Source organism: Propionivibrio soli, from assembly GCF_025770765.1.
Lineage (GTDB): Bacteria > Pseudomonadota > Gammaproteobacteria > Burkholderiales > Rhodocyclaceae > Propionivibrio > Propionivibrio soli.
The window spans coordinates 138275-164442 of sequence record NZ_JANZKY010000003.1 but is presented as its reverse complement, the minus strand read 5'-3'; the positions used below and the strand labels follow the sequence as shown (position 1 = coordinate 164442).

General features: G+C 61.1%; 22 protein-coding genes and 1 tRNA gene. 8 read left to right on the top strand and 15 right to left on the bottom strand.

From position 1 onward, the window contains the following. Positions 1-74: 74 nt before the first annotated feature. The 5 genes from lon to NZ453_RS04405 all read right to left on the bottom strand — a co-directional run bounded on the left by lon (position 75) and on the right by NZ453_RS04405 (position 6048). Positions 75-2483, bottom strand: coding sequence for an endopeptidase La (gene lon, locus NZ453_RS04425; protein WP_263769183.1), 2409 nt, complete (start codon positions 2481-2483; stop codon positions 75-77). An 82-nt stretch (positions 2484-2565) separates the two neighbouring features. Next, positions 2566-3837 (bottom strand): ATP-dependent Clp protease ATP-binding subunit ClpX, encoded by a 1272-nt coding sequence (gene clpX, locus NZ453_RS04420; protein ID WP_263769182.1) that lies wholly within the window; start codon positions 3835-3837, stop codon positions 2566-2568. A 43-nt stretch (positions 3838-3880) separates the two neighbouring features. Next, positions 3881-4519 carry an ATP-dependent Clp endopeptidase proteolytic subunit ClpP gene (clpP, locus tag NZ453_RS04415; protein WP_263769181.1) on the bottom strand — a complete coding sequence of 213 codons (639 nt, stop codon included), beginning with the start codon at positions 4517-4519 and terminating at the stop codon, positions 3881-3883. A gap of 37 nt (positions 4520-4556) precedes the next feature. Beyond that, positions 4557-5888: a trigger factor gene (tig, locus tag NZ453_RS04410; RefSeq protein ID WP_263769178.1), complete on the bottom strand. Its 1332-nt coding sequence runs from the start codon at positions 5886-5888 to the stop codon at positions 4557-4559. A gap of 75 nt (positions 5889-5963) precedes the next feature. After that, positions 5964-6048, bottom strand: a tRNA-Leu gene (locus NZ453_RS04405). 106 nt (positions 6049-6154) lie between these two features. Between NZ453_RS04405 and hpnC the strand changes: the two genes are divergently transcribed. Genes hpnC through hpnE form a run of 3 tightly spaced genes read left to right on the top strand, consistent with a single transcriptional unit; the run spans position 6155 to position 9162 of the window. After that, positions 6155-6964: a squalene synthase HpnC gene (hpnC, locus tag NZ453_RS04400; protein WP_263769177.1), complete on the top strand. Its 810-nt coding sequence runs from the start codon at positions 6155-6157 to the stop codon at positions 6962-6964. Between the two features lie 33 nt (positions 6965-6997). Further along, entirely contained in the window at positions 6998-7831 is an 834-nt protein-coding gene (gene hpnD, locus NZ453_RS04395) for a presqualene diphosphate synthase HpnD (RefSeq protein ID WP_263769176.1), read from the top strand. Then, positions 7816-9162, top strand: a complete 1347-nt coding sequence (gene hpnE / locus NZ453_RS04390; protein WP_263769175.1) for a hydroxysqualene dehydroxylase HpnE — start codon at positions 7816-7818, stop codon at positions 9160-9162. The genes hpnD and hpnE overlap by 16 nt, the downstream gene beginning before the upstream one ends. Here the strand turns inward: hpnE and NZ453_RS04385 are convergent. The 4 genes from NZ453_RS04385 to NZ453_RS04370 all read right to left on the bottom strand — a co-directional run bounded on the left by NZ453_RS04385 (position 9152) and on the right by NZ453_RS04370 (position 12745). Further along, on the bottom strand, positions 9152-9697 hold the full coding sequence (locus NZ453_RS04385) for a glycine zipper family protein (RefSeq protein ID WP_263769174.1): 546 nt from the start codon (positions 9695-9697) through the stop codon (positions 9152-9154). The genes hpnE and NZ453_RS04385 overlap by 11 nt on opposite strands. Positions 9698-9722: 25 nt before the next feature. Next, the gene (locus NZ453_RS04380) at positions 9723-10076 is read right to left on the bottom strand and encodes a hypothetical protein (protein ID WP_263769173.1); all 354 of its coding nucleotides are present in this window, start codon (positions 10074-10076) and stop codon (positions 9723-9725) included. 238 nt (positions 10077-10314) lie between these two features. Continuing rightward, positions 10315-11925, bottom strand: a complete 1611-nt coding sequence (locus NZ453_RS04375; protein ID WP_263769171.1) for a DUF342 domain-containing protein — start codon at positions 11923-11925, stop codon at positions 10315-10317. A 133-nt stretch (positions 11926-12058) separates the two neighbouring features. Beyond that, complete coding sequence (locus tag NZ453_RS04370) at positions 12059-12745, bottom strand: ABC transporter ATP-binding protein (protein ID WP_263769170.1); 687 nt, start codon at positions 12743-12745, stop codon at positions 12059-12061. Here NZ453_RS04370 and NZ453_RS04365 point away from each other — a divergent pair. The 4 genes from NZ453_RS04365 to NZ453_RS04350 all read left to right on the top strand — a co-directional run bounded on the left by NZ453_RS04365 (position 12744) and on the right by NZ453_RS04350 (position 17724). Continuing rightward, a complete protein-coding gene (locus tag NZ453_RS04365; RefSeq protein ID WP_263769169.1) occupies positions 12744-13361 on the top strand; it encodes an arylesterase in 618 nt (205 codons plus the stop codon). The two genes, NZ453_RS04370 and NZ453_RS04365, sit on opposite strands and share 2 nt — an antisense overlap. Positions 13362-13365: 4 nt before the next feature. After that, a complete protein-coding gene (gene mnmH / locus NZ453_RS04360; RefSeq protein ID WP_263769168.1) occupies positions 13366-14451 on the top strand; it encodes a tRNA 2-selenouridine(34) synthase MnmH in 1086 nt (361 codons plus the stop codon). Then, positions 14441-14863 carry an OsmC family protein gene (locus tag NZ453_RS04355; RefSeq protein ID WP_263769167.1) on the top strand — a complete coding sequence of 141 codons (423 nt, stop codon included), beginning with the start codon at positions 14441-14443 and terminating at the stop codon, positions 14861-14863. Before mnmH ends, NZ453_RS04355 begins: the two co-directional genes overlap by 11 nt. A gap of 167 nt (positions 14864-15030) precedes the next feature. Further along, positions 15031-17724, top strand: coding sequence for a bifunctional acetate--CoA ligase family protein/GNAT family N-acetyltransferase (locus tag NZ453_RS04350; RefSeq protein WP_263769166.1), 2694 nt, complete (start codon positions 15031-15033; stop codon positions 17722-17724). Between the two features lie 84 nt (positions 17725-17808). On the opposite strand, the gene NZ453_RS04345 is transcribed toward NZ453_RS04350, so the two are convergent. The 6 genes from NZ453_RS04345 to NZ453_RS04320 all read right to left on the bottom strand — a co-directional run bounded on the left by NZ453_RS04345 (position 17809) and on the right by NZ453_RS04320 (position 24266). Beyond that, complete coding sequence (locus tag NZ453_RS04345) at positions 17809-18006, bottom strand: DUF3460 family protein (protein WP_263769165.1); 198 nt, start codon at positions 18004-18006, stop codon at positions 17809-17811. Positions 18007-18077: 71 nt separating this feature from the next. Then, positions 18078-18311, bottom strand: coding sequence for a DUF3567 domain-containing protein (locus tag NZ453_RS04340; protein WP_263769163.1), 234 nt, complete (start codon positions 18309-18311; stop codon positions 18078-18080). A 332-nt stretch (positions 18312-18643) separates the two neighbouring features. Then, positions 18644-20290 (bottom strand): ABC transporter ATP-binding protein, encoded by a 1647-nt coding sequence (locus NZ453_RS04335; protein WP_263769161.1) that lies wholly within the window; start codon positions 20288-20290, stop codon positions 18644-18646. After that, the gene (locus tag NZ453_RS04330) at positions 20287-21381 is read right to left on the bottom strand and encodes an ABC transporter permease (protein ID WP_263769160.1); all 1095 of its coding nucleotides are present in this window, start codon (positions 21379-21381) and stop codon (positions 20287-20289) included. The genes NZ453_RS04335 and NZ453_RS04330 overlap by 4 nt, the downstream gene beginning before the upstream one ends. Next, positions 21347-22366, bottom strand: coding sequence for a microcin C ABC transporter permease YejB (locus tag NZ453_RS04325; protein WP_263769159.1), 1020 nt, complete (start codon positions 22364-22366; stop codon positions 21347-21349). Before NZ453_RS04325 ends, NZ453_RS04330 begins: the two co-directional genes overlap by 35 nt. Positions 22367-22373: 7 nt before the next feature. Next, on the bottom strand, positions 22374-24266 hold the full coding sequence (locus tag NZ453_RS04320; RefSeq protein ID WP_263769158.1) for an extracellular solute-binding protein: 1893 nt from the start codon (positions 24264-24266) through the stop codon (positions 22374-22376). Positions 24267-24977: 711 nt separating this feature from the next. Between NZ453_RS04320 and NZ453_RS04315 the strand changes: the two genes are divergently transcribed. Beyond that, the gene (locus NZ453_RS04315) at positions 24978-26165 is read left to right on the top strand and encodes an S-methyl thiohydantoin desulfurase domain-containing protein (protein WP_263769156.1); all 1188 of its coding nucleotides are present in this window, start codon (positions 24978-24980) and stop codon (positions 26163-26165) included. Positions 26166-26168: the final 3 nt, after the last annotated feature.

Here is a 26168-nt window from a genome sequence, read left to right as displayed (position 1 = left end):
AGCGATAGCGGTCTAGCAATAAAAAAGGCGTATCGGAAAAACTCCGATACGCCCCATTCTCAGCGATGTCAGCGTCAGTGCGTGACGACAGGTTGCGCCGCGGGTTCGCTGCCAGCCGCGACCGGCGCGGCTTCCACGTCTGTCAATGGCTCCGGCATCCGCTCCAAGGCCAACTGCAACACCTTGTCGATCCACTTGACCGGAATGATTTCCAACTTGTTCTTGATGTTGTCCGGAATCTCGGCCAAGTCACGAACGTTTTCTTCCGGAATCAGCACCCGGCTGATGCCGCCGCGCACGGCGGCCAGCAGTTTCTCCTTCAGCCCACCGATCGGGAGAACCTCGCCGCGCAAGGTGATTTCACCGGTCATCGCCACGTCGCAACGCACTGGGATACCGGTCAGAACCGAAACCAGTGCAGTACATATGCCGACACCGGCGGATGGGCCATCCTTCGGAATAGCACCTTCCGGAAGGTGGATGTGAATATCGCTTTTCTGATAGAAGTCATCGGCAATGCCGAGCGAGCGCGAGCGCTTGCGCACAACCGAGAGCGCGGCCTGGATGGACTCTTGCATCACTTCGCCGAGTTTACCGGTGGTGATCGTCTTGCCTTTCCCCGGGAGGGCGACCGACTCGATCGTCAGCAATTCACCGCCGACTTCGGTCCACGCCAAACCGGTCACTTGTCCGATCTGGTTCTCGCGCTCGGCCATGCCGAAGGTGTAACGGCGCACGCCGAGGAACTTGTCGAGGTTACGCGACGTGACCGCAAGCTTCTTCTGGCTCTTCTTGAGCAACAGGGTCTTGACCACCTTGCGGCAAATCTTCGAGATGTCGCGCTCCAATGCGCGCACGCCGGCTTCGCGCGTGTAGTAACGCACGATGTCGCGCAAGGCGCTGTCGGCCACGCTCAGTTCGTTCTTCTTCAGCCCGTTGGTCTTCATCTGCTTCGGCAGCAGGTAACGCTTGGCGATGTTGATCTTCTCGTCTTCCGTGTATCCGGAAAGGCGGATGACTTCCATCCGGTCGAGAAGCGGCGCCGGGATGTTCAGCGTGTTGGCTGTCGCCACGAACATCACTTCGGAGAGGTCGTATTCGACCTCGACGTAATGGTCGACGAACGTCGAGTTCTGCTCGGGATCAAGCACTTCCAGGAGAGCCGAGCTCGGATCGCCACGGAAGTCCTGTCCCATCTTGTCCACTTCGTCGAGCAGAAAGAGCGGGTTTTTGACCGCGACCTTGGTCATGTTCTGCAGGATCTTGCCTGGCATCGAGCCAATGTAGGTCCGTCGGTGACCGCGTATTTCAGCCTCATCACGGACGCCGCCCAAGCTCATGCGCACGAACTTGCGGCCGGTCGCCGTGGCGATCGACTGCCCGAGCGAGGTCTTGCCGACGCCCGGAGGTCCGACGAGGCAAAGGATCGGCGCCTTGAGCCGGTCGACCCGCTGTTGCACGGCGAGGTACTCGATGATGCGTTCCTTGACCTTCTCCAGGCCCCAGTGATCCTTGTCCAGCACCTTGCCGGCCGCCGCCAGATCCTTGCTGATGCGCGTACGCTTGCGCCACGGCAGATTGATCAACGTCTCGATGAAATTGCGCACGACGGTCGCTTCGGCCGACATCGGGGACATCAACTTGAGCTTCTTGAGTTCGGATTGGACCTTTGCCAGGCCCTCCTTGCTCATACCGGCTTCTTTCGCCTTCTTCTCCAGCTCGTCGTAATCAGCGCCTTCTTCGCCTTCGCCGAGCTCCTTCTGAATCGCCTTGACCTGCTCGTTCAGGTAGTACTCGCGCTGGCTCTTTTCCATCTGGCGTTTGACGCGGCCGCGAATTCGCTTTTCGACCTGGAGGATGTCGATTTCGGTTTCAAGTTGCGACAAGAGGCGTTCGATCCGCGGCCGGATCTCGAACATTTCCAGCACTTCCTGCTTCTGTTCAAGCTTGAGCGGCAAATGCGCGGCGATCGTATCGGCGAGTCGTCCAGCCTCTTCGATCCCGGCAATCGAGGTCAGGATTTCGGGAGGTATCTTCTTGTTCAGCTTGACGTACTGATCAAACTGAGAAATCACCGCGCGGCGCAACGCCTCAACTTCGTGGTCAACGCCTTCCTCCGGCGCGACAAGGCGTGTGGCCGCGACAAACATGTCCTCGCGTGCCGTAATCGAATCAATGTGCGCGCGCTGGGTCCCTTCAACAAGGACCTTGACCGTCCCATCCGGCAACTTGAGCATTTGCAGAATGTTCGCGACACAGCCGATCGTGTACAGATCCTCCGCCTCCGGCTCGTCCTTGACGGCGGATTTCTGGGCGACAAGAAGAATGCCGCTCCCGTTTTCCATTGCCAGTTCGAGCGCCTTGATCGACTTCGGCCGCCCGACAAAAAGCGGTATCACCATGTGCGGGAAAACGACGACGTCGCGTAGCGGCAGCAACGGAAGTTCGACGGGCTCAGCGGATAGAAGGAGGTTCGTAGACATCAATTTGCTCTAGAGGTATAGGTCCAGCACCCCACATGGGGGCGCAGGATCGCATTTCAAGCGGAATCGGCCCGGTTGGGCGTCAGTTTGAACCAGAAACCTTGGGCTGATCGGCGTAAATCAGGATCGGCTTCGCGTCACTCGTGATCATGGCCTCGTCGATCACGACTTTTGAGACATTGTCCATACCTGGAAGTTCGTACATGGTGTCCAGCAGCACGGCCTCTAGGATCGAGCGGAGGCCGCGCGCGCCGGTCTTCCGTTCGAGCGCACGTTTGGCGACGGCGGTCATTGCGGCCGGCCGAATCTCCAGTTCGACGCCTTCCATCGAGAACAACTTCTGATATTGCTTCACGAGCGCATTCTTCGGCTCGATGAGGATCTGCACCAGCGCGTCCGTCGAAAGCTCTTCGAGCGTTGCGATAACTGGCAGGCGGCCGATCAACTCAGGAATAAGGCCGAACTTGATCAAGTCCTCTGGTTCGACGGTGCGTAGAATTTCTCCGATTGCCTTCTTGTCGTCCTTGCTCTTCACCTCGGCGCCAAACCCCATGCCACCGCGCTCGGACCTGTTGCGGATGACCTTTTCCAGTCCGTCGAAGGCACCGCCGCAGATGAACAGAATGTTCGTCGTGTCGACCTGGACGAAGTCCTGATTCGGGTGCTTGCGGCCACCCTGCGGCGGCACCGAAGCCACCGTACCTTCGATCAGTTTCAGCAGAGCCTGTTGCACGCCCTCGCCCGACACGTCACGGGTAATTGACGGGTTATCCGATTTACGCGAAATCTTGTCTATTTCGTCTATATAAACAATGCCTTGCTGCGCTTTCTCTGTGTCGTAATCGCACTTCTGCAACAGCTTCTGGATGATGTTCTCGACGTCTTCACCGACATAGCCCGCTTCGGTCAATGTCGTCGCATCGGCCATCACAAACGGCACGTTCAGCATTCGCGCCAAGGTCTGTGCGAGCAGGGTCTTGCCCGAACCGGTCGGCCCGATGAGCAAAATATTGCTCTTTGCCAGCTCGACCTCGTCGTTCGTCTTGCCGTGATGACGCAAACGCTTGTAATGGTTATAAACCGCGACGGCCAAGATGCGCTTAGCCGTTTCCTGTCCGATGACATACTGATCCAGCAGCGCCGAAATCTCGCGCGGCGTCGGCAAGTCGGTCTTGGCACCCTTGCCGTTCGCGTCGGCAGAAATCTCGTCCCGCACGATGTCATTGCACAATTCGATGCATTCATCGCAGATGAACACCGAAGGGCCGGCAATCAGCTTCTTCACTTCATGCTGGCTTTTGCCGCAAAAGGAGCAGTAAAGCAGCTTTTCGCTGCCACCTTTCTTCTCAGCCATCCCGGCCTACCTCACTCAATGCGCGCCCGGATCGGGCGCCGTATTACGCCGCACTACGGTTGGTCAGAACCTTGTCGATCAAGCCATATTCTGCAGCGTCCTGGGCGGAAAGGAAATTATCACGGTCAGTATCGCGCTCGATGCGCTCGATGGGCTGTCCCGTATGCAGCGCCATCAATTCGTTAAGCTTAGCGCGCAAGGCAAGAATCTCCTTGGCGTGAATGGCAATATCGGACGCCTGCCCCTGGAAGCCACCCATCGGCTGGTGAATCATGACTCGCGAATTGGGAAGGGCAAAGCGCTTGCCCTTCGCGCCCGCAGCGAGCAGGAAAGCGCCCATCGACGCCGCTTGGCCCATGCATAACGTCGATACGTCCGGCTTCACGAACTGCATCGTATCGTAAATCGACATCCCCGCCGATACCGATCCGCCAGGCGAATTGATGTAGAAGTGGATGTCCTTGTCGGGGTTCTCGGCTTCGAGAAAGAGGAGCTGGGCGACCACGAGGTTCGCGCTCATATCGTTCACCGGCCCGACCAGAAAGATGACGCGCTCCTTGAGCAAGCGCGAGTAGATGTCGTACGCGCGCTCGCCTCGCCCGCTTTGCTCGATCACCATCGGCACCATGCCGAGTCCTTGCGGGTTCCACTGGCTTTCCGAATCAAACCGATCGTGACTCATACCAACTCCTCAATAAAGCCCAGCCGAAGGCCGGTTGTCAGGACTTCTGTCCCATCAATTCGTCAAAGGCGACGGGTTTATCGACAACCTTGGCCTGCGATAGTGCCCAAGCGACCACATTGTCCTCAATCGCCACGCCCTCGATTTCGGCCAGACGTTGCGGCTGCGCGTAATACCAGCGCACGACTTCCTCCGGATGCTCGTAGCTCTGAGCGGCGTCTTGAACGATCGCCTTGATCTGGTCCGGCTTCGCCTGCAGCTCATTGACTTTGACGATTTCCGACAGGACCAGACCCAGGGTCACGCGACGCTTGGCTTGATCGGCAAACCAGGCGCGCTGCATCGGGAAGTCCTTCATCTTGCCGCCGGCACGCTGCTCCATGTCCTGACGGGCGGCCTGCATGAGACGCTCGACTTCCATCTCGACCAAAGCATTTGGCACGGTAATCGGGTTGGCCTTGAGCAGAGCATCCATGACCTGATCCTTCACCTTGCTCTGCAGGCGCTTCTTCACTTCGCGTTTGAGGTTGCTCTCGATTTCGGCACGCATTTTCGCCACATCACCGTCCTCGACGCCAAGGGCCTTGGCAAAATCGGCGTCGACCTCCGGGAGGATGCCTTCCGCAACTTCCTTGACCGTGATCTCGAACGTTACGGCCTGACCCGCGAGGTCCTTCGAGAAATAGTCGCTCGGAAACGTCATGTCGAAAGTCTTCGACTCACCCGACTTGAGACCAACCACCGCTTTCTCGAAATCGGGCAACATGCCCCCTTGACCGAGCACGAACGGGTAGTCTTTGGCTTGGCCGCCCTGGAATGGTTCGCCACCTTTCTTGCCGAGGAAATCGACCTTGACGCGGTCGCCTTCCGCCGCCGCACGGTCGACCGGCTCGTAGCGGATGCGCTGCTTGCGCAAGACCTCAATGGTGCTGTCGAGTTCGGCCGCGCCGACCTCGAGGACCGAGCGCTCGATCTCGGTATCCTTCAAATCACCCAACTTGATTTCCGGGTAAACCTCGAAGACGGCAGTAAACTCAACGTGGGTTTCGCTCTCGGTCTTCTTCGGTTCGATCCGTGGCTGTCCGGCGACACGCAATTCTTGCGCCTTGATTGTCTCGTTGAACGCACGTTCCAAGGCTTCACCGAGGGCTTCATGATGAGCTTCAGCGCCGTATTGCTGTTTGATGATATTCGCAGGCACCTTGCCGGGCCGGAAGCCGGGCATTTTGGCCTTTTTGCCAATACTGCGCAGACGCTTGTCGATCTCCGCATCCAGGTCGGCAACCGCCACGGATAGGTCGAGACGGCGCTCCAGGGGACTCGTCGGCTGAGCAGCTTCGGCAGAGGTGTTCGTGGCGTTCGTTTCCATTGAAAGTCCTTGAAGTCTTATAAGTTCGGGCTGGTTAATCGGCCGAGTCGGCGGCCTGTGTGGTCGATTGAATGATGGTGCGAGAGAAGGGACTCGAACCCCCACGCCTTGCGGCGCTGGAACCTAAATCCAGTGCGTCTACCAATTCCGCCACTCTCGCGCTAATCGGCCATTTTAACCGAGATATCCCTATACTGTCAGCCGCCGGTCGGGCGCGTTCAGGCGTCCTCCGATGACCGAGCCTACCGCTTTCATTGATAATTCCAATGCCCGTTGACCATTACGAAAATTTCCCGGTCGCCTCGGTTCTGTTGCCACCGCGACTCCGGCGGCCGATCGAGGCCATTTACCGCTTTGCACGCGGCGCAGACGATATCGCCGACGAAGGGGTAGCGACGGACCAGGAACGCCTTGAGGGACTCGCGCGCTATCGTGCAGAAATCGAGCGCATCGAACGTGGCGAGCGGTCAGCTTCGGCAGCCTTCGCTGAACTCGGGGCGGTGATCCAGGAATGGAACCTGCCGACGCCGTTGTTTCGCGACCTGCTTGACGCGTTTGCCCAAGACGTCATCAAGAAGCGTTACGCCGATTTCGCCGAACTGCTGGACTATTGCCGGCGTTCGGCCAATCCGGTCGGACGCCTCCTGCTACACCTCGTCGGTTGTACCAAGCCGGACGACATGCGCCGTTCCGACGCGATCTGCAGCGCTTTGCAGCTGATCAATTTCTGGCAGGACGTGGCCGTCGATTGGAAAAAAGATCGCGTTTACCTTCCTCAAGACGATCTTGCTCGCTTCGGCGTATCGGAAGAACAAATTGCCGCCGAGAACAGCGACAAAAAGTGGGCGGCTCTACTGCGCTTCCAAGTCGAGCGCGCGCGGGCGATGATGCTCGACGGCGCTCCGCTCGTGCATCGCCTGCCGGGGCGCATGGGGTGGGAGATCCGCCTGACCGTCCAGGGAGGCCTGCGTATCCTTGAGCGCATCGATGCAGCGTACGGCAACGTTTTCGGCCAGCGCCCCGTGCTGCGAGCGGCGGATTGGTTGCTCATGGCAAGCCGCGCCGTGTTTATGTAAGAATCCGCCCAGCCAAGGCTTTCCGGAACAATAATGACTCCCGACGAATACTGCCAACAGAAGGCCGCCGCCAGCGGTTCCAGCTTCTACTACAGCTTTCTCTTGCTGCCACCGAATCGGCGCCGCGCAATTACCGCCCTCTATGCGTTTTGCCGGGAAGTAGACGACGTCGTCGATGAATGCCAGGACCCACAGGTAGCGGCGACCAAGCTGGCCTGGTGGCGCCTGGAACTTGACCGGCTCTATGCGGGAGCGCCCGAACACCCGGTGACGAAGGCACTTCAGGCCGTCCTGGGCGAGTTTGCGTTGCCCAAGGAACAGCTAGCGGAAATTATCGACGGCATGGAGATGGATCTCCGGCAAACCCGTTACCTCGATTTCAAGGCGCTATCGCTTTACTGTTACAGAGTCGCCAGCGTCGTCGGACTATTGGCGGCGGAAATATTTGGATACCAAGATCGACGTACGCAGAAGTACGCCCATGACCTGGGTACAGCGTTTCAACTCACCAACATCATCCGCGACGTTGGCGAGGACGCCCGGCGTGGTCGCGTCTATCTGCCAATCGACGAATTGCAACGCTTCAATGTTCCGGTCGCGGACATTCTCGAATCCCGCTATTCCGAGAATTTCCGCAAGTTGATGGAGTTCCAGGTCGAACGTGCCGAGCATTATTACGATCTGGCCCTCAGCCAACTGCCGGACATCGATCGCAAGAGCCAACGTGCTGGCCTTGCCATGGCGGCGATCTATCGCGCGCTGCTTGACGAGATCAAGCGTGACGGCTGTCAGGTCCTGAACCAACGTACCTCGCTGACGCCGATCCGCAAACTGTGGATCGCGTGGCGCACATGGATCAAGGGGTGACGCCGCCAGGGCGGGTTGCCATTGTCGGCGGAGGATGGGCCGGGCTCGCCGCAGCTGTCGAGCTCGCCAGTGCCGGCGTAATCGTTACGGTCTTCGAAGCCGCCAAACAACTGGGCGGCCGAGCCCGCCGCGTCGAGGTGAATGGATACGACCTGGATAACGGCCAGCACATCCTGATCGGAGCTTACCGCGAAACGTTACGGCTGATGCGCGTGGTCGGTCAGGACCCGGACAGGGTGCTCAAACGTCTCCGGCTTGACCTCTCGTTTCCGCGTGCCGGGTTTCGGTTAAGTCTGCCCCATTTGCCGCCGCCGCTCAACCTCGCGGCCGGGCTTTTCGGCGCACGCGGCTGTTCGTTCAGCGACAAGGTGGGCGCCGTTCGCTTCGTCCGCTCGCTCCAGGCTGTCGATTATCGAATCGCCGAGGACAAGAGCGTCGCCGAACTGCTCGACGCATACGGCCAAAACGGAGCATTGCGTCGCTTTCTCTGGGAACCTCTCTGTCTCGCCGCGCTAAATACCAGCCCCGACGCGGCATCGGCACGGATTTTCGCCAATGTCTTGCGTGACACGCTGGGCGGGAATCGGGAAAACAGCGACTTGCTGCTCCCGACAGCGGATCTCGGCCGTATCTTTCCCGATGCCGCCGCTCGTTTTATTGAGGTGCACGGCGGAGCCGTCCGACTTTCCGCACGGATAGAAACCCTGCGGCCGGAACGACAGATCGAAGGAGAGGATTTCGATGCCGCTGTCGTTGCCGTTGCGCCCCAGCATGCATGTCGGATGCTCGCTGAAGTCCCTGGTATGGAAAACGTAGCCGCCCGACTTGGCCGCTATCGCTATGAGCCGATTGGAACGGTGTACGTGGGGTATCCGTTGGGGATTTCACTTCCGGCGCCGATGCTAGGACTCGAGGGCCTGAGAACCGGGTTCGGCCAATGGGTGTTCGACCGCGGTTCACTGACGGGCACGGCTGGGGTACTCGGCTTCGTGCTCAGTGCGCATGGCACGTGGAGCGAACTCGACAATGGCGCTCTCGTGCAAGCCTTGCACACCGAACTTGAGGAGGCCTTGGATAGGAAGCTGCCGCCGCCACTATGGCATCGGGTGATACGCGAACGGCGCGCGACGTTCTCCTGCACGCCGGGCCTAGCACGTCCGGCGGCACAGTCAAACGTCGCCGGAATCTGGCTGGCTGGTGATTACGTATATGCCGACTATCCGGCAACGCTGGAAGGCGCCGTGCGTAGCGGGGTGGAGGCTGCGCGAGGGATTTTGGATCAACTCGGTGTTTCGAGCACTCCCCAAAACTATCCGAGGATTAGCGCGTAGCCGGCGCCGGAGCGTAATCCGGAGGAACGGAAGGCGGAGGTGAACCCGGTGGTGGCGGCGGAATATCGGTCCCCACGGCCGGTGCGGCGGGCGCAGGTTGTTGCGTCAAGCTGCGCGCAAAAGACGCGGATACTGGCACCTTATGGCCGCGCGCGTACATGCATTGAATGTAGGAATCGTCGTAATAACGTTGTGAGCCGTAGTTCGCACTGCGCGTCTCTTCTGCCCCAGAGGCGCTCCCCACAATCAAACCCGCACCGGCACCGACCCCGGCGCCCTGGTGCCCACCGATAGCCGCTCCGGCCGCCGCGCCAATCACCGTGCCGACAACGGCATTGCGCACACCCGGGTCATTCTTCACTCCGCCCACCTGCTGTAACGCGTACTGGCGGCAATCGGCGTCGTCCACGCGGAAATCGTTGAAGGTTTTTCCGGTTCCCGGCAAGGCGGCCATGCTCGGCCCACTGGGCATCCCGGCACAGCCTGCGAGCAGGATGACGATCGACCCTGCCGCAACAATCCTGATTCTCTTCATCACAAAAAATCCTTGTCCGTCATGCTCAGCCAGCGGGTTGTGGAGCCACCTTCTGCCAGCCGCCCGGACATTCCTTCACGTACGGGTAATAACCCTTGGCTGACGGGCAGTAATACCAGTAGTTGGTTTGCGGCGGAGGCGCGGCCGGTGCCTGTTCGATATAAACAGGCGGTGCTCGCTCAATGATCACCGGCGGATAAGGCGGATAGTAAGGATAAGGATAGGGACGCGGAACGTACCAAGGATCCCAGTAAGGGCCGACCATGACGCCGAAATGCACGCTACTGTGGGAATGGCCCCGGTCTGCCCAGGCGCTGCCCGTTCCGGCGGCCAACACGACCGCCACCGCCACCCATTTCAAGAATTTGATTACGTTCATTTTGAAACTCCAATCCGGGTCATCCCGGCTGCTGCAAGGACTGTCGGAACAATCCCGCCACGCTGATCGAACGCGGCAGTTCTCATGCCTTAAGTCTAGCCCGACGCCAACACGCTCGGTATTGCTATCGTCTTTGCAAATGTAAGGAAATGTATATGGAGATAACGCACAAGCCGCCTATCGGTTGGCACTCGGCCAAAGAACGAAAGGCGGTTGAAAGAATTGCGGGCAAAAGCGACTACGCCGCCGTGGAGGTGTTGCCCATCAGGTCGGTGAAGATCCCCCGCTCACCGTCCATGCTGAGCGTTCCACTCTCGTAGGGCTTGCGCACGCGAATGACCTTCTTGCCGAAAGTCACGTCGACCGCACCGGTGACGCCGACACCGATCTCGACCTTGGCACCGGCTATCAGCGCCAGTTGTCGCTCCAGTTCCTCGCGCTGCGGCAGCAGCTTGGCCCAGGCCTTGATCGCCTGCTGCCACGATGCTTTTGCCCGTTCGAGCAGACCGCCTTTGTCGCCATTCTTCGTCAGGTGCTTGACCAGTTTCTCGAGGTTATCCTCATCCTCGCGCTGCTTTTGGATCTTCTTCAGGAGCTCCTGGTATTCCGCTTCGAGCACCGGATTGACTCCGAGCAGCAAGTGAGTCACGCCGCTTGTCGGCGAACCCAGGATCGGCGTGCGGATGAGAAGCATGGCTCGCGCCGAGCCCCCGGCGAGCCGGCCGCGTTGCGGCGAGTTGACGCCGACGAGAATCTGGTTGTTCGCCTGCAGGTCGCTTTGCAGCGCGGTGTCGTCGACAGCGATCGTCGTTCCCGCGTGCACGGTGGCGTTCTCGACAAAGCGAACGGCGACCGATCCGCCGGCGCGCACGATGGCCTTGGCTATAACGCCGCCACCAATCCGGATATCGCCCCCGGCGTCGAGTTCCGCGCCGTCCACCACGTCGCCGACGATGATGTCACCCGCGGCACGGACTTTCATCCCCGGCAACACTTCGCCCTCGATATGTACCGTGCCGTCGAAAGAGATGTTGCCTGTGGCCATGTTCACATTGCGTATACGCAGAACCTCTTCGACATTCACGCCGTTTCCGCAGCGTACCGGCTGCCCGCTGTTCGTGGCACGCAGAAGGTTGGGGTCTGCCTTATCGACATAGGCGCCGGTCAGGTTGTCGGCGAAGGACTCGTCATGCCCCGGCGTCGGCTGAATCACGTCGCCCCGAACGTTGCGGCCGGTGGTCCCCGGGGTAGCCGGCGTGCGCCGCATCAGGGGATGGTCCGCGGCGACCGTGGGGATCGCACCGAGATCGCGAAAATCGATTAGCCCGTGCTCATTGACTTGCGGCGCGCGATCCCGGGCATCGGCCACGAGAAGCTCGAACTTGGCATCTTCCCCATTGACGGCCGGAGTTCCGCTTGCGATCAGCACGCGCTGGTCCGTTCCCCCGGAAGAAGCGGCGCACGCCGAGCGTATGGCTTCCTCGTCGATTCCGGTCGTCACACCCGCTTCGCCAAGAGCAATGAACACCGCGCCGGCGTCGGTTGCCGATCCACCGAACGCCGGGGTTATCTTGAGCCATACCTGCATGGCGTCTGGAGCGATTTCGAGCGAGAAAACCGAGTCGCGTCGCTCGCCGATAGGAAGATCGAGGGTTTCGGTCGCCGAGTTGTAGCACTCAACCAACTTGCCTAACGCCTCTTCGGCAAGCTGCCAGCGGCTATAACCGGCATCGCAAAGCAGACTGCGAAGCTTTTCAACATCGATTTGCGGAGGATCGGCGATCGCCGAAACAGACGCGCGCAGACGGTTCCCGTCTTCCGAGAATGCCAACCCCGGGTAATCCCCCATTGCAAGCTCCCTAATTCTTGTTTCATGTATATAACTCGGCGGCCGGCGTAATGCAACGGTGGCGGAATCAAGCTCGCTTCTTCAACGAGGAGGACACCTACCCAAGCGTGGGGGATCCATCATGCAAACGAGCCTACGCAACCTCTTCGATCCTCCCCGCGTGCATGCGCAAACGCCGGTTGCAGCGCGCCGCGATCTCCTCGTCGTGCGTCACCAAGATGAGCGTCGTTCCGCTCTCAGCGTTGATGGCGAACATCAACTCGATGATCTGGTGGCCGGTAGCGGCATCCAGATTGCCGGTCGGTTCGTCGGCGAGAACGAGCTGCGGCTTGGGCGCGAAAGCGCGGGCCAGGGCCACTCGCTGCTGCTCGCCGCCTGAAAGATGCTTCGGATAGTGGCGCAAGCGATGCGACAGTCCGACCCGGCTGAGCCAATGCTCGGCCTCCTGACGCGCATTGGCTACGCCTGCGAGCTCGAGCGGCAGCATCACATTTTCGATTGCATTCAACGACGGCAGAAGCTGAAACGACTGAAAAACGAAACCGAGTACCCGACCGCGCAGAACGGCGCGCGCGTCTTCGTCCAGCGGCACCAGAGACTCTCCGGCAAGCGTGATCGACCCGCTCGTTGGCAAGTCCAGCCCCGCCAAAAGTCCGAGCAACGTGGATTTCCCGGAACCCGACGCCCCGACGATAGCCACCGTCTCCCCGGCAGCGACGCAAAAGGAATTCTCATGCAGAATGGTCAGCGGTTCGCCGCCGTTATCGACCTGCTTCGTCAGCCCGCTAACCTCAACCACTTTCGGAGTTTCCAAGTTCATGCTTCGGTTTCCATTGTTGCGTTTCTTGGTGGCGCTGTTTATCGGCTGCTTTGCCCTGCCGGCGCTCGCGGCCAAGACGATCCTGGTTTTTGGCGATTCGCTGTCAGCCGGTTACGGCATCCGGCAGGAGGCGGCATGGCCTGCTTTGCTAGCCAAGCGCCTAAAGGAAAAGAAATTTGATTATAACGTCGTCAATGCCAGCATCTCCGGCGAGACGACCAGTGGCGGCCGCACGCGCATCGATACAGCGCTCGCCCGCAATTCCCCGGAAATCCTCATTCTCGCCCTTGGGGCCAACGACGGACTGCGCGGGCTGCCGTTGGCGACCCTCCGTGACAACCTCGCCGCCATCGCCGCCAGCGCGCAGGCAAAAAAGGCGCAAGTGCTGATCATCGGACAACGCTTGCCGCCGAATTACGGCAAGTATGCTGAAGACTTCCACAAGGTATTCGGCGATGTGGCCAAATCACGCAAGGCCGCGTTCGTCGACTTTCTGCTCGACGGCATCGCCGATGACCGTCAGCTCTTCCAAGCGGACAATCTGCATCCGACCGCCGAAGCGCAACCGCAGATCCTCGACACCGTCTGGCGAGGCTTGGCTCCCCTGTTAAAATGACGGTATGAGACATGGCATCGCGAGCGTCGAACGCATCGAAGACTTCCGGCAGTTCGACGAAATCGTCGACGTCCGCACCCCCGCCGAGTTCGCCGAAGACCACATTCCCGGTTCCATCAACTGCCCGGTGCTGGACAATGAACAGCGCATCGAAGTCGGAACGCTCTACAAGCAACAATCGCCCTTCGTGGCGAAACGAATTGGCGCGGCCTACGTCGCCGAGAACATCGCGCGCCATCTGCGCGAAACCTTCTTCGACCGCCCGCCGAACTGGAAACCCCTGATCGTCTGCTGGCGTGGAGGCCAGCGCAGCGGGTCAATGGCGCTCATCTTTCGCCGTGTCGGCTGGGACGCACAGCAATTGCAGGGCGGCTATAAGGTTTATCGCAAGCTCGTTGTGGAACGACTGGCTGAGCTGCCGCGGCAGTTCGATTTCAGAGTCGTCTGCGGTGCAACGGGGAGCGGCAAAAGCCGGCTGTTGAAGGCTCTCGCCGAGAATGGCGAACAAGTGCTCGACCTTGAAGAGTTCGCATGCCACAAGGGATCGGTGCTTGGCGTTCTGCCCGACGCTCCGCAGCCGACGCAAAAGACGTTCGAGACGCGGTTACTCTCAGCGCTGCTTGACTTCGATCCAGCACGCCCGGTCTATGTGGAAGCCGAAAGCCGAAAGATCGGCACGATCCACTTGCCCGATGCGCTACTCGAAATGCTGCGTGCGGCCGCCTGCATCAACATCGAAGCGAGCTTCGACGCCCGCGTCGACTTCCTGCTGCGCGACTACGACTATTTTTTGGGCGCCCCCGAATGGCTCAGTTCTCGGCTGGAGACGTTGAACCAACTGCAGAGCCGGGAAACAATCGAGCGGTGGCAAGCCTATGTCCGAGACGGTAGCTGGCGGGAACTCGTCGGCGAACTCCTGGAAAAGCACTACGACCCGCTTTACCGGCGCTCCCAGAACAAGCATTTCGCTGGCTTCCGCGAGCCGAAAACATTCATGGCCAATGACCTGAGCCCGGCAGACATCACGCGTCTGGCCCGGGACATCGCGGCCGACGACCAACCAGAGAGAATTGAAGCGCATGCACAGTGAAGAAAAATCGCCGCCGGTCGTGGTGGCAGAAAATGGACGCGGCCGTTACCAGCAGTCGATCGCCGTCGGAATGCACATGCTAATCGCCGACGAACCGGCCGCTAAGGGCGGCGAAGCTGTGGGGCCCGCCCCCTACGACTACCTGCTCGCGGCCCTCGGCTCCTGCACGTCCATGACGTTGCGCATGTACGCCGAACGCAAAGCGCTGCCGTTGCACCGGGTTAGCGTCGAACTTACGCACGAGAAGGTCGAGGTCGACGGTGCAAAGGTCGACCGCATCGAGCGGACGATCACGCTCGAAGGTGACCTCACCGCCGAGCAGCGCGCCCGCATGCTCGAAATCGCCAACAAATGCCCGGTCTATCGGACCCTCTGTTCCGACATCGACATCCGCAGTCGCGTCACGGAATAGCCCCCTGAGTTACGGTGGGGGTACGGCCTGCCGTATTGACAGCGCCAAGCCAGTAGACACCGGCATGGCATATCGTGCATGCTGTGCCAGCGTGTTCCGCGGTCGCGAACAACGTTGCCGAAAACCGACTGCGAGGGGCCGCCACATCGCTTGCGGGGAGGCTACGGATGCTCGAACGACACTATCTGACGAGTCTATTCGAACCGAAGTCGGTGGCCGTCATCGGCGCCTCTGATCGCGAGAACTCGGTCGGCAACATTCTTTTTCGCAATATCATCGAATCGGGTTACAAGGGCACCCTGTATCCGATCAATCCCAAGCACGAAACAGTGCAAGGACGCGTAGCGTACAAGTCGATCGAGGATATCGGCGCCCGCGTCGAACTCGCCGTCATCACGACCCCCCCGGTGACTGTACCCACAATCATCGAGCAATGCGGGCGCAGCGGGATCAAATCCGCGATCATCATCGCCGCCGGTTTCTCGGAAGCGGGCCACTCCGGCGCGGCGCTCGAACGCAAAACGTTGGAGATCGCGCGCAGCTACGGCGTGCGCGTGCTCGGGCCGAACTGCCTCGGCATCATTCGTCCAGAACTGGGACTCAACGCGACATTTGCCCGTGTTGATGCCGAACCCGGCAATCTCGCGCTGATTTCCCAATCGGGCGCAATGTGCTCAGCGGTCCTCGACTGGGCGAAGAGCAATCGCGTCGGTTTCTCCAGCGTCGTATCGATCGGCAGTACCGCCGACGTCGATTTCGGCGAAATCCTCGACTATTTGGTCTACGACAACCGGACGCACTACATCCTGCTCTACATCGAGGGTATCCGTAACGCGCGCCGTTTTGTGAGCGCCCTGCGCTCGGCGGCCCGCATCAAGCCAATCATCCTGCTCAAGGCCGGTCGCCACGCAGCCGGGTCGGCTGCCGTGCATGCGCATTCCGGGATGGTGGCTGGATCGGACACGGTTTTCGATGCCGTCATCCGGCGCGCGGGCGTCGTCCGCGTCACAAACGTTGGCCAACTGTTTTACGCTTCCAAAGCGCTGGCCTCGAAATTCCGCCCACAGGGGCGCCGGCTGGCGATCATCACCAATGGTGGCGGCCCAGGCGCGATGGCCGCCGACCGAGCCGGTGACATGGACATCGCGCTGGCGCCGCTTTCCGACCAGACGATGGCGGCGCTCAACGCTGCCATGCCGGATACCTGGTCGCACGGCAATCCAATCGATATCGTCGGCGACGCCACCCCAGCGCGTTACCGGGACGCGATCATGGCGGTGGCGCAGGACGAGGGCGTCGACGGCATCCTCGTCATGCTCTCGCCGCAGGCGATGACGCAACCCATGGACGTCGCGCAAGCGGTCATCGACGTCAGTTCGCAGACATCAAAGCCGATGCTCGCCTGCTGGATGGGCGAAGAGCAGGTCATCGCCGGGCGTACGGCGCTTGACGATGCAGGCATCCCGGCGTTCCGCATGCCCGAGACGGCGATTGAGGTTTACCACCACATCTCGACCTACTACCGTAACCAGAAGCTGTTGTTGCAGACGCCGGAAGCGACTTCGCAGATCACGCCGCAGGAGACAGAAGGCGCGCGGATGTTGATCGAGGCCGTGCTTCAGGAACGACGCAAGGTGCTTTCCGAAATGGAGTCGAAGGCCGTCCTGCGCGCTTTCCGCATTCCAGTCGCCCAAACGATGGTCGCCCGTACGCCGACCGAGGCGCTGCTGCTCGCCGAGCAGATCGGCTTCCCCGTGGCGATGAAAGTGGATTCGCCCGATGTCGTGCGCAAGACGGAAGCGGGCGGCGTGCGGCTCAAGATCATCAATGCGCCGGCCGTGCGCACCGCGTACCATGACATCATGGAGCGCGTGCAGAAGCGGCACCCCGAGGCGCGCATCAATGGAATATCGATCGAACCGTACATTTCGCGCCCGAACGGACGTGAATTGATGATCGGCGTCGTGCGCGACCCGATTTTCGGTCCGCTGATCACCTTTGGTTCAGGCGGCGCCGAAGTCGAGATATTCCGCGACCACGCGATTGCGCTCCCGCCGCTCAACCGCTTCCTGGTGCAAGACCTCATCCGTTCCACGCGTGCCTCGCAGTTGCTCGGGCAGTACCACACGATGCCGCCGATCGACATGGACGCGCTCGAAGAAGTGCTGCTCAACATCTCGGAGATGGTGTGCGAACTCCCCTGGTTGCAGGAACTCGACATCAACCCGCTGATCGTCGACGAAGCGGGAGCGATCGCCGTCGATGCGCGTATCGTGGTGGACTATGCCGGAACCACGGGCGACCGGTACTCCCACATGGCGATCCATCCCTACCCGGCGCATCTGATTCAGACATGGGAACTCGCTGACGGACGGACCGTCACGATTCGCCCGATCCGTCCCGAAGACGCCGAGATGGAGCAGGAGTTCGTCAAAGGGCTCTCCGACGAAAGCAAATACTACCGTTTCATGGACACCATGCAGGAACTCACGCGCTCGATGCTCGTGCGCTTCACGCAGATCGACTACGACCGGGAAATGGCGCTCGTCGCGGTGCTTCCCGACGCCAACGGCAACGAAACCCAGATCGGCGTCGCCCGTTACGCGAGCAACCCGGACGGCGAAACGGTTGAATTCGCGCTCGCGGTTACCGACAGCTGGCAGAAGCATGGCATCGGTCGCAAGCTCATGACGGCGTTGATCGATACGGCGCGCGTCAAAGGATTCCGCGCGGTCGTGGGCGACGTGCTGTCGACGAACACCAAGATGTTCCGTCTGCTTTCATCGCTCGGCTTCGCCATCCATCCACATCATGAAGACCCGGGAGTGAAGCGCGTCGTCTGCCCGTTGCGGACGCCTTGAAGCTCGCCCGAGTAAACCGTTGCACGCCGTAAACCAATAAAAAAAGCCGGACGATGTCCGGCTTTTGTTTGGCGGTACCCGTGCTTACTTGTGCTCGAAGTTCACGTCGTAGGGATACGCGCGACCGGCTTCACTGGTTTCACTCAGCGTCTTTTGCTCGCCGAGGTCCACTTTCTTGTCCCACAGGATCGACCGACCGACGAGGCGGTCTTCGGACCACTCGGGATGCTTCTTCATCATTTCCCGCCAGAACACCGTGTATTCCGATTCGTACAGCGCCATTTGAACCACTCCGAAAGAATAAGAACTCGCCGGCCCGCTGGGGCCGGATCGCGGCCATTATACCTGTCGATTCAATGGTAAGTGATCGGCTTCGCCGCACCTGCGCAGTAGTCGTCGAGCAAGGCGTCGATCGATTCCTCGTCGCGGTCCTCATCCGGAATCGCATCGATGGCTTCACGCAGACCACTGGCCACCGAACCTTGCACGAACAGCGTCCGGCTGCCCTGCTTGTCGACCAGTTCGAACGCCCCGCGCGTCGGGTAGGCCAGGATGGCGTAGTTGCTGCTGTTATAGACAATGTTCATGACGGCTCCTTTCCATTTCGCTTCGCAGCATTGCCGAAGCGTGTCCTGTGAGGAAGATGCGTCCGACCCGGTCTATTTCAAGACGGCTTTTTCACACCGTCAGGTGTCGGACGGTTGCCGACGGGCAAAGTTCAACTGCACGCCCAGGGCAACAGCCGCGGGCGACGAACGGAAATTGAGGTGCGATAGGCGGGCCAAGCCGGCGAAATCAAGCAGGACGAATGTTGTCGGGCCTTGCATCGGCGGACGAAGCCGTAGGCACGCCGGCAACCAAAGACTCAGGCTGAAACGCCAATCGGCTCAGTTCGGCAAGCGCGGCAGCGTTTTCGCGCTTAGGTCGTTGCTTCGACCAGGGTGCGCGTATAGGCGTGTTTCGGCGAATCGAGAACCTCGCGAACCGGTCCGGATTCGACGATCTCGCCGGCACGCATGACGAGGACCTCGTGCGCCATGGCACGGATCACGCTCATGTCGTGCGTGATCAGGAGGTAGCTCAGTCCCCGCTCGCGCTGCAACCGCTGCAGCAGACCGAGCACCTGTTTCTGCACGGTGACATCGAGCGCGCTGGTCGGCTCGTCGAGCACGAGCAGGCGCGGCTGCACGATCAGAGCCCGCGCCACGGCGAGGCGCTGCCGCTGGCCTCCGGAAAATTCATGCGGATAACGGCTGAGCAGTCCGTGAAACTGACCTTCGGTAAGGCCCACATCGGCGAGCGCCTGCACGACGCGCTCGCGCCGCGCCGCAACATCGAGGCCAGGTTCATGGACCGCCAGCCCTTCGCCGACGATTTCCTCGACCGTCATGCGCGGCGAGAGCGACGAGAACGGGTCCTGGAAGACGACCTGCACCGTGCGGCGGATGGCGTTGTCAGTCGCCGCCTTTCCGCTCCAGCGCCGGCCCAGCACTTCCAGGTCGCCACGATGCGGATGCAAGGCCAACGCGGCGAACGCGAGCGTCGACTTGCCCGAACCGGATTCGCCGACAACGCCGAGCGTGCGACCAGGCGGAATAGCGAAAGAAGCGTTCTTCACCGCAACGAACTCCCCACGGCGGAACCAACCCTTGAACCCGGGCAGTCGCGTCGCGTAGGCCACTCGCATGTCTTTGGCCTGCATCACCGGCTCGCCGGCGGGCGCTTCCTCCTCGACCACGTCGCGTTCCGGCAGGCTGTCGATCAGCTTGCGCGTGTACGGGTGCTGCGGCGCCGAAAACACATCTGCCACCGTTCCGTGCTCAACGAGCACGCCGTTTTCCATCACCGCCACGCGGTCGGCAAAACGGCGCACGAGGTTGAGGTCATGGGTGATCAGCAGCAGCGCCATGCCATGCTGCTTGCGCGCCTCACCAAGCAACTCGAGGATTTGCCCACGCAGCGTGACATCGAGCGCCGTCGTCGGCTCGTCGGCGAGAAGCAGGCGGGGCCGACCGGCGAGTGCCATGGCGATCATGGCGCGTTGCCGCTGCCCTCCCGACAGTTGGTGCGGGTACGACCGAGCACGCTGTTCGGGATCGGGAATCCCGGTGTCACGCAAGGCCTCGACAGCCCCCTGCCAAGCTGCACGGCGATCGAGGCCTTGTTTGAGCTGCAGCACCTCGGCAATCTGGTCGCCCACCGGATAGAGCGGGTTAAGCGCCGTCATCGGTTCCTGGAAGATCATGGCGATCTCCCGTCCGCGCACTGCCAGAAGTTCGCGTTCCGAAAGACGCAGCAAGTCGCGCGCAGGCGCCCTGCCCTCGCCGCTCAAAACGGCCGCGCCCTGCACCTCCGCATCCTGGAGCAAACGCAACAGCGACAGCGCGCTAACGGTTTTTCCCGATCCCGACTCGCCGACAAGTGCTAGCGTTTCACCCGGCATGACCGAGAAATCGATGCCGTGCACCACTTCCTTACCGCCGAAGGCGACCCGTAGACCTTGCACCTCAAGTAAAGGAGTCGACTGGCTGACTTCCAGCGGCAGCGTGACGGTAGGGGCACTCACCGGTCCACCTTCCTCGGATCGAGCGCGTCGCGCAGGGCGTCGCCCATGAACGTAAGTAGCAACAACGTGATGACGAGGACTGCAAAGGTCTCGATCGAAATCCACCAGGCGTCGATGTTCTGTTTCCCCTGGCTGAGCAGCTCGCCGAGCGACGGCGTGCCGGGAGGTACGCCCAGACCGAGGAAGTCGAGCGAGGTCAGCGCAAGGATGGCGGCGCTCATGCGGAACGGCAGGAACGTGACCACCGGCGTCATGCTGTTGGGCAGAATGTGCCGCCACATGATCTGCCGGCTACCGACGCCAAGCGCGCGCGCGGCCTTCACGTAATCCATCTGCCGGTTACGCAGAAACTCGGCGCGAACGTAATCCGAAAGTCCCATCCAGCCGAACAGGCTGAGCAGCACGACGAGTAGCCAGACACTGGGCGAGAAAATGGCGCTGAAGATGATCAGCAGGTACAACTCCGGCATCGAGGACCAGATCTCGATGAAGCGCTGGAACGTGAGATCCGTACGCCCGCCGAAATAACCCTGGACGGCGCCGGTGATCACACCGATCACCACGCCGATGGCCGTCAGCACGAGGCCGAACACCACGCTCAAGCGGAAACCGTAAATGAGCTGCGCGAGCATGTCGCGCCCGCGCTCGTCGGTACCGAGCAGATTCTCCCGCGACGGCGGACTCGGGAACGGATACTTCGAGTCGTAGCTGATCGTCGCCGGGCCATGGGGATTCAATGGGTAGATGGCCCAGTTCGAGCCGCTCGTTATCTTTTCGCGCACATACGGGTCGAGGTAGTCGGCGGGCGTCGGGAATTCACCTCCAAAGGCCGTCTCCGGGTAATCGCGCGCGAGCGGGACATAGAACTGGCCCTCGTAGTACACCAGCAACGGCCGATCGTTGGAAACGATCTCGGCGAACAGGCTGATGCCGACCAGCGCACAGAAGACGACCAGGCTGACGAAGCCCAGGCGATTGCGCCGGAAGCGTCGCCAGGCGCGCGCGGCCGGACTCTGCGAGACGGACGCCGCACGAGGGGCCGCCGCCGGGGCGCGATCAATCGAACTTGACGCGGGGGTCGGCCCAGACATAGCTCAGATCGCTGACAAGTTTGGTGAACAGCCCGATCAACGTAAACACGTAGAGCGAGCCGAGGACGACGGGATAATCGCGGCGGATGATGCTCTCGTAGCTGAGCAGCCCCAACCCGTCGAGCGAGAACAGCGTTTCGATCAGCAAGGAACCGGTAAAGAAAGCGCCGATGATCGCCGCGGGGAAGCCGGTCAGGATCGGGATCAGCGCGTTGCGGAAGACATGCTTCCACAACACGCGCCGCTCGCTCAGGCCCTTCGCACGCGCTGTGAGCACGTACTGCTTGCGGATCTCCTCGAGGAAGGAGTTTTTGGTCAGCATGGTCGTCACGGCGAAGCTGCCGAGCACCATGGCGATGACCGGCAGCGTGATGTGCCAGAGGTAATCGACGATGCGTGCCGGCCAGCTGAGTTCGTCCCAATTCACGGAGGTGAGACCGCGTAGCGGGAACCACTGCAACTGACCGCCGAAGACGACGAGCAGCGCGACTCCGAGCACAAAGCCCGGTATCGCGTAACCGACGAGCACGATCAAGGTACTCACGAAATCGAAGCGCGAACCGGCGCGTACCGCCTTCGCCACGCCGAGCGGAACGGCGATCAGGTAGCTGATAAAGAACGTCCACAATCCCAGGCTGACGGAGACCGGCAGCTTCTCGGCGATCAGTTTGGCGACGGGTTTGTTCTGAAAGAAACTCTGCCCAAGGTCGAAACGCGCGTACTGCTTGATCATCAGCCAGAAGCGCTCGGTGGCCGGCTTGTCGAAGCCGTACAGCTTCTTGATCTGTTCGATGCGTTTTGGATCGACCCCCTGCCCGCCACGATACGCCGACACGTCGCCCCGGCCCTGTACGCGGCGCGCCTCGGCAAGGTACTGCTCGACGGGCCCACCGGGCACGAACTGGGTGACGACGAAGGTCACCAGCAATACGCCGAACAACGTCGGCAGCATCAACAAGAGGCGCTTGACGATGTAGGCCAGCATGGTCGCGTTACCTCGCCGTCTTCGGGGGCGTGCGTGCCCACCATGTCGTCATGAACCAGGTCATGTACGGCACGCCTTCGGGCGGATAGGGCGGTACGACGGCTGGCCGCTCGAGCGCCCAATCGCTGTACGCGATACGCCGGTCGCGCGCCGTCCAGGCAGGAACTAGGTAGTGGCCATGCGCGATCACGCGGTCGAGCGCCCGGCAACTCGCGAGGAACTCGTCGCGCGTGTCCGCCTGCGTGAGGCGGGCCAAGAGCGCGTCGATCGCCTGGCTTTTGACACCCGCGTAGTTACCGGAACCAGGAATGTCGGCGGCTTTGCTGCCGAACAAGTCAACGTAATCAGCGCCGGGAAAATGCGTGCCGGGAAACGAGATGCCCACCATATCGAAGGTATTCGACTCCAGGCGTTCCTGCCATAGGGCGAAATCCGTCTCGCGCAGCTGGAAATCGATGCCGAGCTTGGCCAGCGCCCGGCGCCACGCGGCCGTCGTCGTGGCCCCCCGTGCCTCGGTGCTGTCCAGAAACTCGATCACAAACGGTTCACCTTGGGCGTTACGTAGCGCCCCGTCGCGGTAGGCCCAACCGGCCTCGTTGAGCAGCGCCTGCGCCCGGCGCAGGTTATCGCGCAGCGAATTGGAGCCGTCAGTACGCGGCGGCACGGCCATTGGCCCAAACACGTCGGGGGGCAGGTCCGCGCGCAGCGGCTCGAGCAGCGCGAGTTCCGCGGGAGACGGCACCCCGTTCGCCTCGCAGTCGGTATTCCCAAACACGCCCTTCACGCGCACGTAAGCACCGCGGAACAAGTGCGCGTTCATCCATTCGTAGTCCATCGCCAGCTCGATGGCCATGCGCACGCGCCGGTCCTGGTACTTCGACAGGCGCAGATTGGGCACGTAGCTGTAGAACCCATCGGGCAACTTGTGCGTGAAGTTCATCTTCACCAGTTCGCCGCTGTCGATGCGCCGACCGTCCAGACGGCGGCTCCAGTCGCCGGCGGAAAAGAACTGCATCAGGTCGAACTCGCCGGCCTTGAGCGCTTCGAGTTGGGCCGTACTATCGCGGTAGATCTTCACCGTGATGCGGTCGAAATTGTTCATCCCCTGACGCGCCGGCAGATCGCGTCCCCAGTAATTCGGGTCGCGCACGTAGGTTATGTCCTTGCCGAAGCGTACCGGGCCGATGCGGTACGGGCCCGTGCCGATCGGCGTGTCCGCGACGATCTCGTCGAAGCGCTTGGTCTTGCCGTTTTCCATGCCCCATTTGGGCGAGAAGACGGGCAGGCTGCCGACAACCAACGGCAACTGCCGGTCCTTCTTTTTGAAGCGGAAGCGCACCGTGCGCTCATCGAGCACGTCGCAACCGGCCACGTCGGCCAGCAACGTGGCGTACGCGGGCGCGGCGTATGGCGAGAGCAGCGTTTCGTAGCTGTATTTGACGTCGCTCGCGCGCACCGGATCGCCATTGTGGAAACGCGCTTCGCGGCGCAGTCGGAAGATCGCGGCCATGTGATCCGGCGCCACCTCGATGTCTTCAGCGAGCAGGCCGTAGGCCACGCCGACCTCGTCCATCGGCGAGGCCATGAGCCCTTCGAACAACATGTCGCCCAGGAACGACGGCGCGTTGCCCTTGAGCGTGAATGGGTTGTACTTGTCGAACGTCGAAATGCGCGACCCCGCCACCAAACGCAATTCACCGCCTTTCGGCGCGTTGGGATTGACGTAGTCGAAGTGTTGGAAGTCCGGCGGGTACTTGAAATCGCCCCAAATCGAATAGCCCGGTGCCGCCCAAGCGGCCGGGCCAAGGACGAGTATCAGGAGAAGGGATAGAAGATCCAGCCGCACGGCCCAAAGTATCCTTTTCTTCATTGCGCCGGTCAATGAACGGTTGCCAGACATCGTGGCCGCCGGGAGCCGCCATGACCCACTGGAGGACGGTTCTCCAAAGTCAGCTTTGCGGGCGCATTCTTCCATGAGCCAAGGTCCCCCTTCGAGAGCCCGGAGCTGAACGTCAAGTGAAGTTCAGCATAGCTAGTCTTGGACAACATCATCCGGGTTGACCAAGTGACCCCGGATATGGTCGACCTCACCGGAGGCATCGTCCACGACGAGAAGATGTAGATCCGGTCGTCAGGACAGACCGCTCCTGCCGTCTCAGAATGCGGTTCGGAACTTCCCCCAAATGGCGCCATAGTCAGCCTCCACCTTCGCCCCGATACGCGTAAGGCGATATGCGCCCCCTCCTGAGTGGTGAACAGCGATAACCGCTGCCGGAGGCTGTTGGCTGCCTCGCGGCTGGTCTGATGTCGCGAAAACCAGCGCAAGGCACGGCGCGCTTTTCTTCATCCCATTGAGTCTCACCGCTCGGTCCCGTTTTCGACCGATGGCCTTCGCCAGGTATCCGTTCGCAAAGTGCCACGCAGTATTCCAGGACTTAACGGTATGCAAGGCGCACGAAAATGCTAGGATTGCGGCGAGATCGGGCCAAGGGGAGCCTGTTTCCGGGTCGTCGCCTTCGCGCTAAGCGCTTGGAATTTGGGTTTGAGAACGCCAACGGCATGGTGAAGGAATCTGCAACGGAACACTACTGACAACGAGAAAGGAAAAACCGTGACAGCCAATGAGTACGGACTCACCGATTTTCGCTACATCGCGGCGGGCGCCGCGATTCTGGCCAGTGGCGGGGGCGGCAGCTATCGCGATGCTGTCAGCGTGCTCAATGAGTTGGACAAAAGCGGCTGGAAGGGCACGGTGCGCGTGCAGGACTATGACGACGCCACAAACTGTTGCGTGCTGGCCTTGATGGGCTCACCGGACGCCGCCGACGGAATGACGCTGGCCGACGTGGAATACTCGATCGTCAATACGGTGAGGACATTCGAGCAGGCGACGGGCGCCACGCTCGGATGCCTCATTCCCGTGGAAATCGGAGCGATCAATTCGATCGTTCCACTTCTCGCCGCAGCCCGTTCGGACAACGCCATCGGCTGGGTCGTCGACGGCGATGGCGCCGGCCGCGCCGTGCCGGAACTTCCCCAGACCACCTACGGCGGCAGTGCCTCTCTGGCAGCCAGCCCGTGTTCGCTGGCCAATGACGCACGATCGCCAACCGAGGTACAGTCCGCGACCCTTGGCGCGCGCACGGCGGCCCAAATTGAATCGCTGGCCGGCGGCATCGTCTCGGCTTTCGGGAGCTTCTCGGGAATTGCTCTGTGGCCGTCTAACGCGAGCAACGGCTTCGCCCTGTCGGGCAGCTACCTGGCCGGAACACTGAGCCAGACCCGGGCGTTGGGTCAGTTTCTTCTTGACTCGCCAGCGCCGCCGGATACGTCGCGTGTGGCGCAATGCATCGCCAACCTGACAGGACGGCGCAGCACCCCGGTCGTCAGGAACTTCTACATCACTTCCGTCACTCAGTCGACGACCAGAGGCTCGCTCGATACCGGCATCATCCGCCTGGACGACGCGCCTGATCCAGCTAGAAGTACCGAGACGCACTACCTTTATAACTTGAACGAAAGCCTGATCATGTATTCGAGCCTCAGCAACGTGCCCGACGTCATCGCACCGGACTCGATCTGCTACTACTCGGAAAGCACGGGTCTCGGATTCTCGAACGCTACCGACGATCTGGCCGTCTATTTCGATCCGCGCACGGGCAAGAGCACCGGCAAGACGGTCAGTATCATCAAAGTGGAAGCGGCGCCGCCGTTCTACAAAGCGGCCGGGGTGGTGGCATCGTTCGCCGGTCTCCTACGCAGCATCGGTTACGCCGGCGCACTTCCTGGCGCCGCTTAAGAC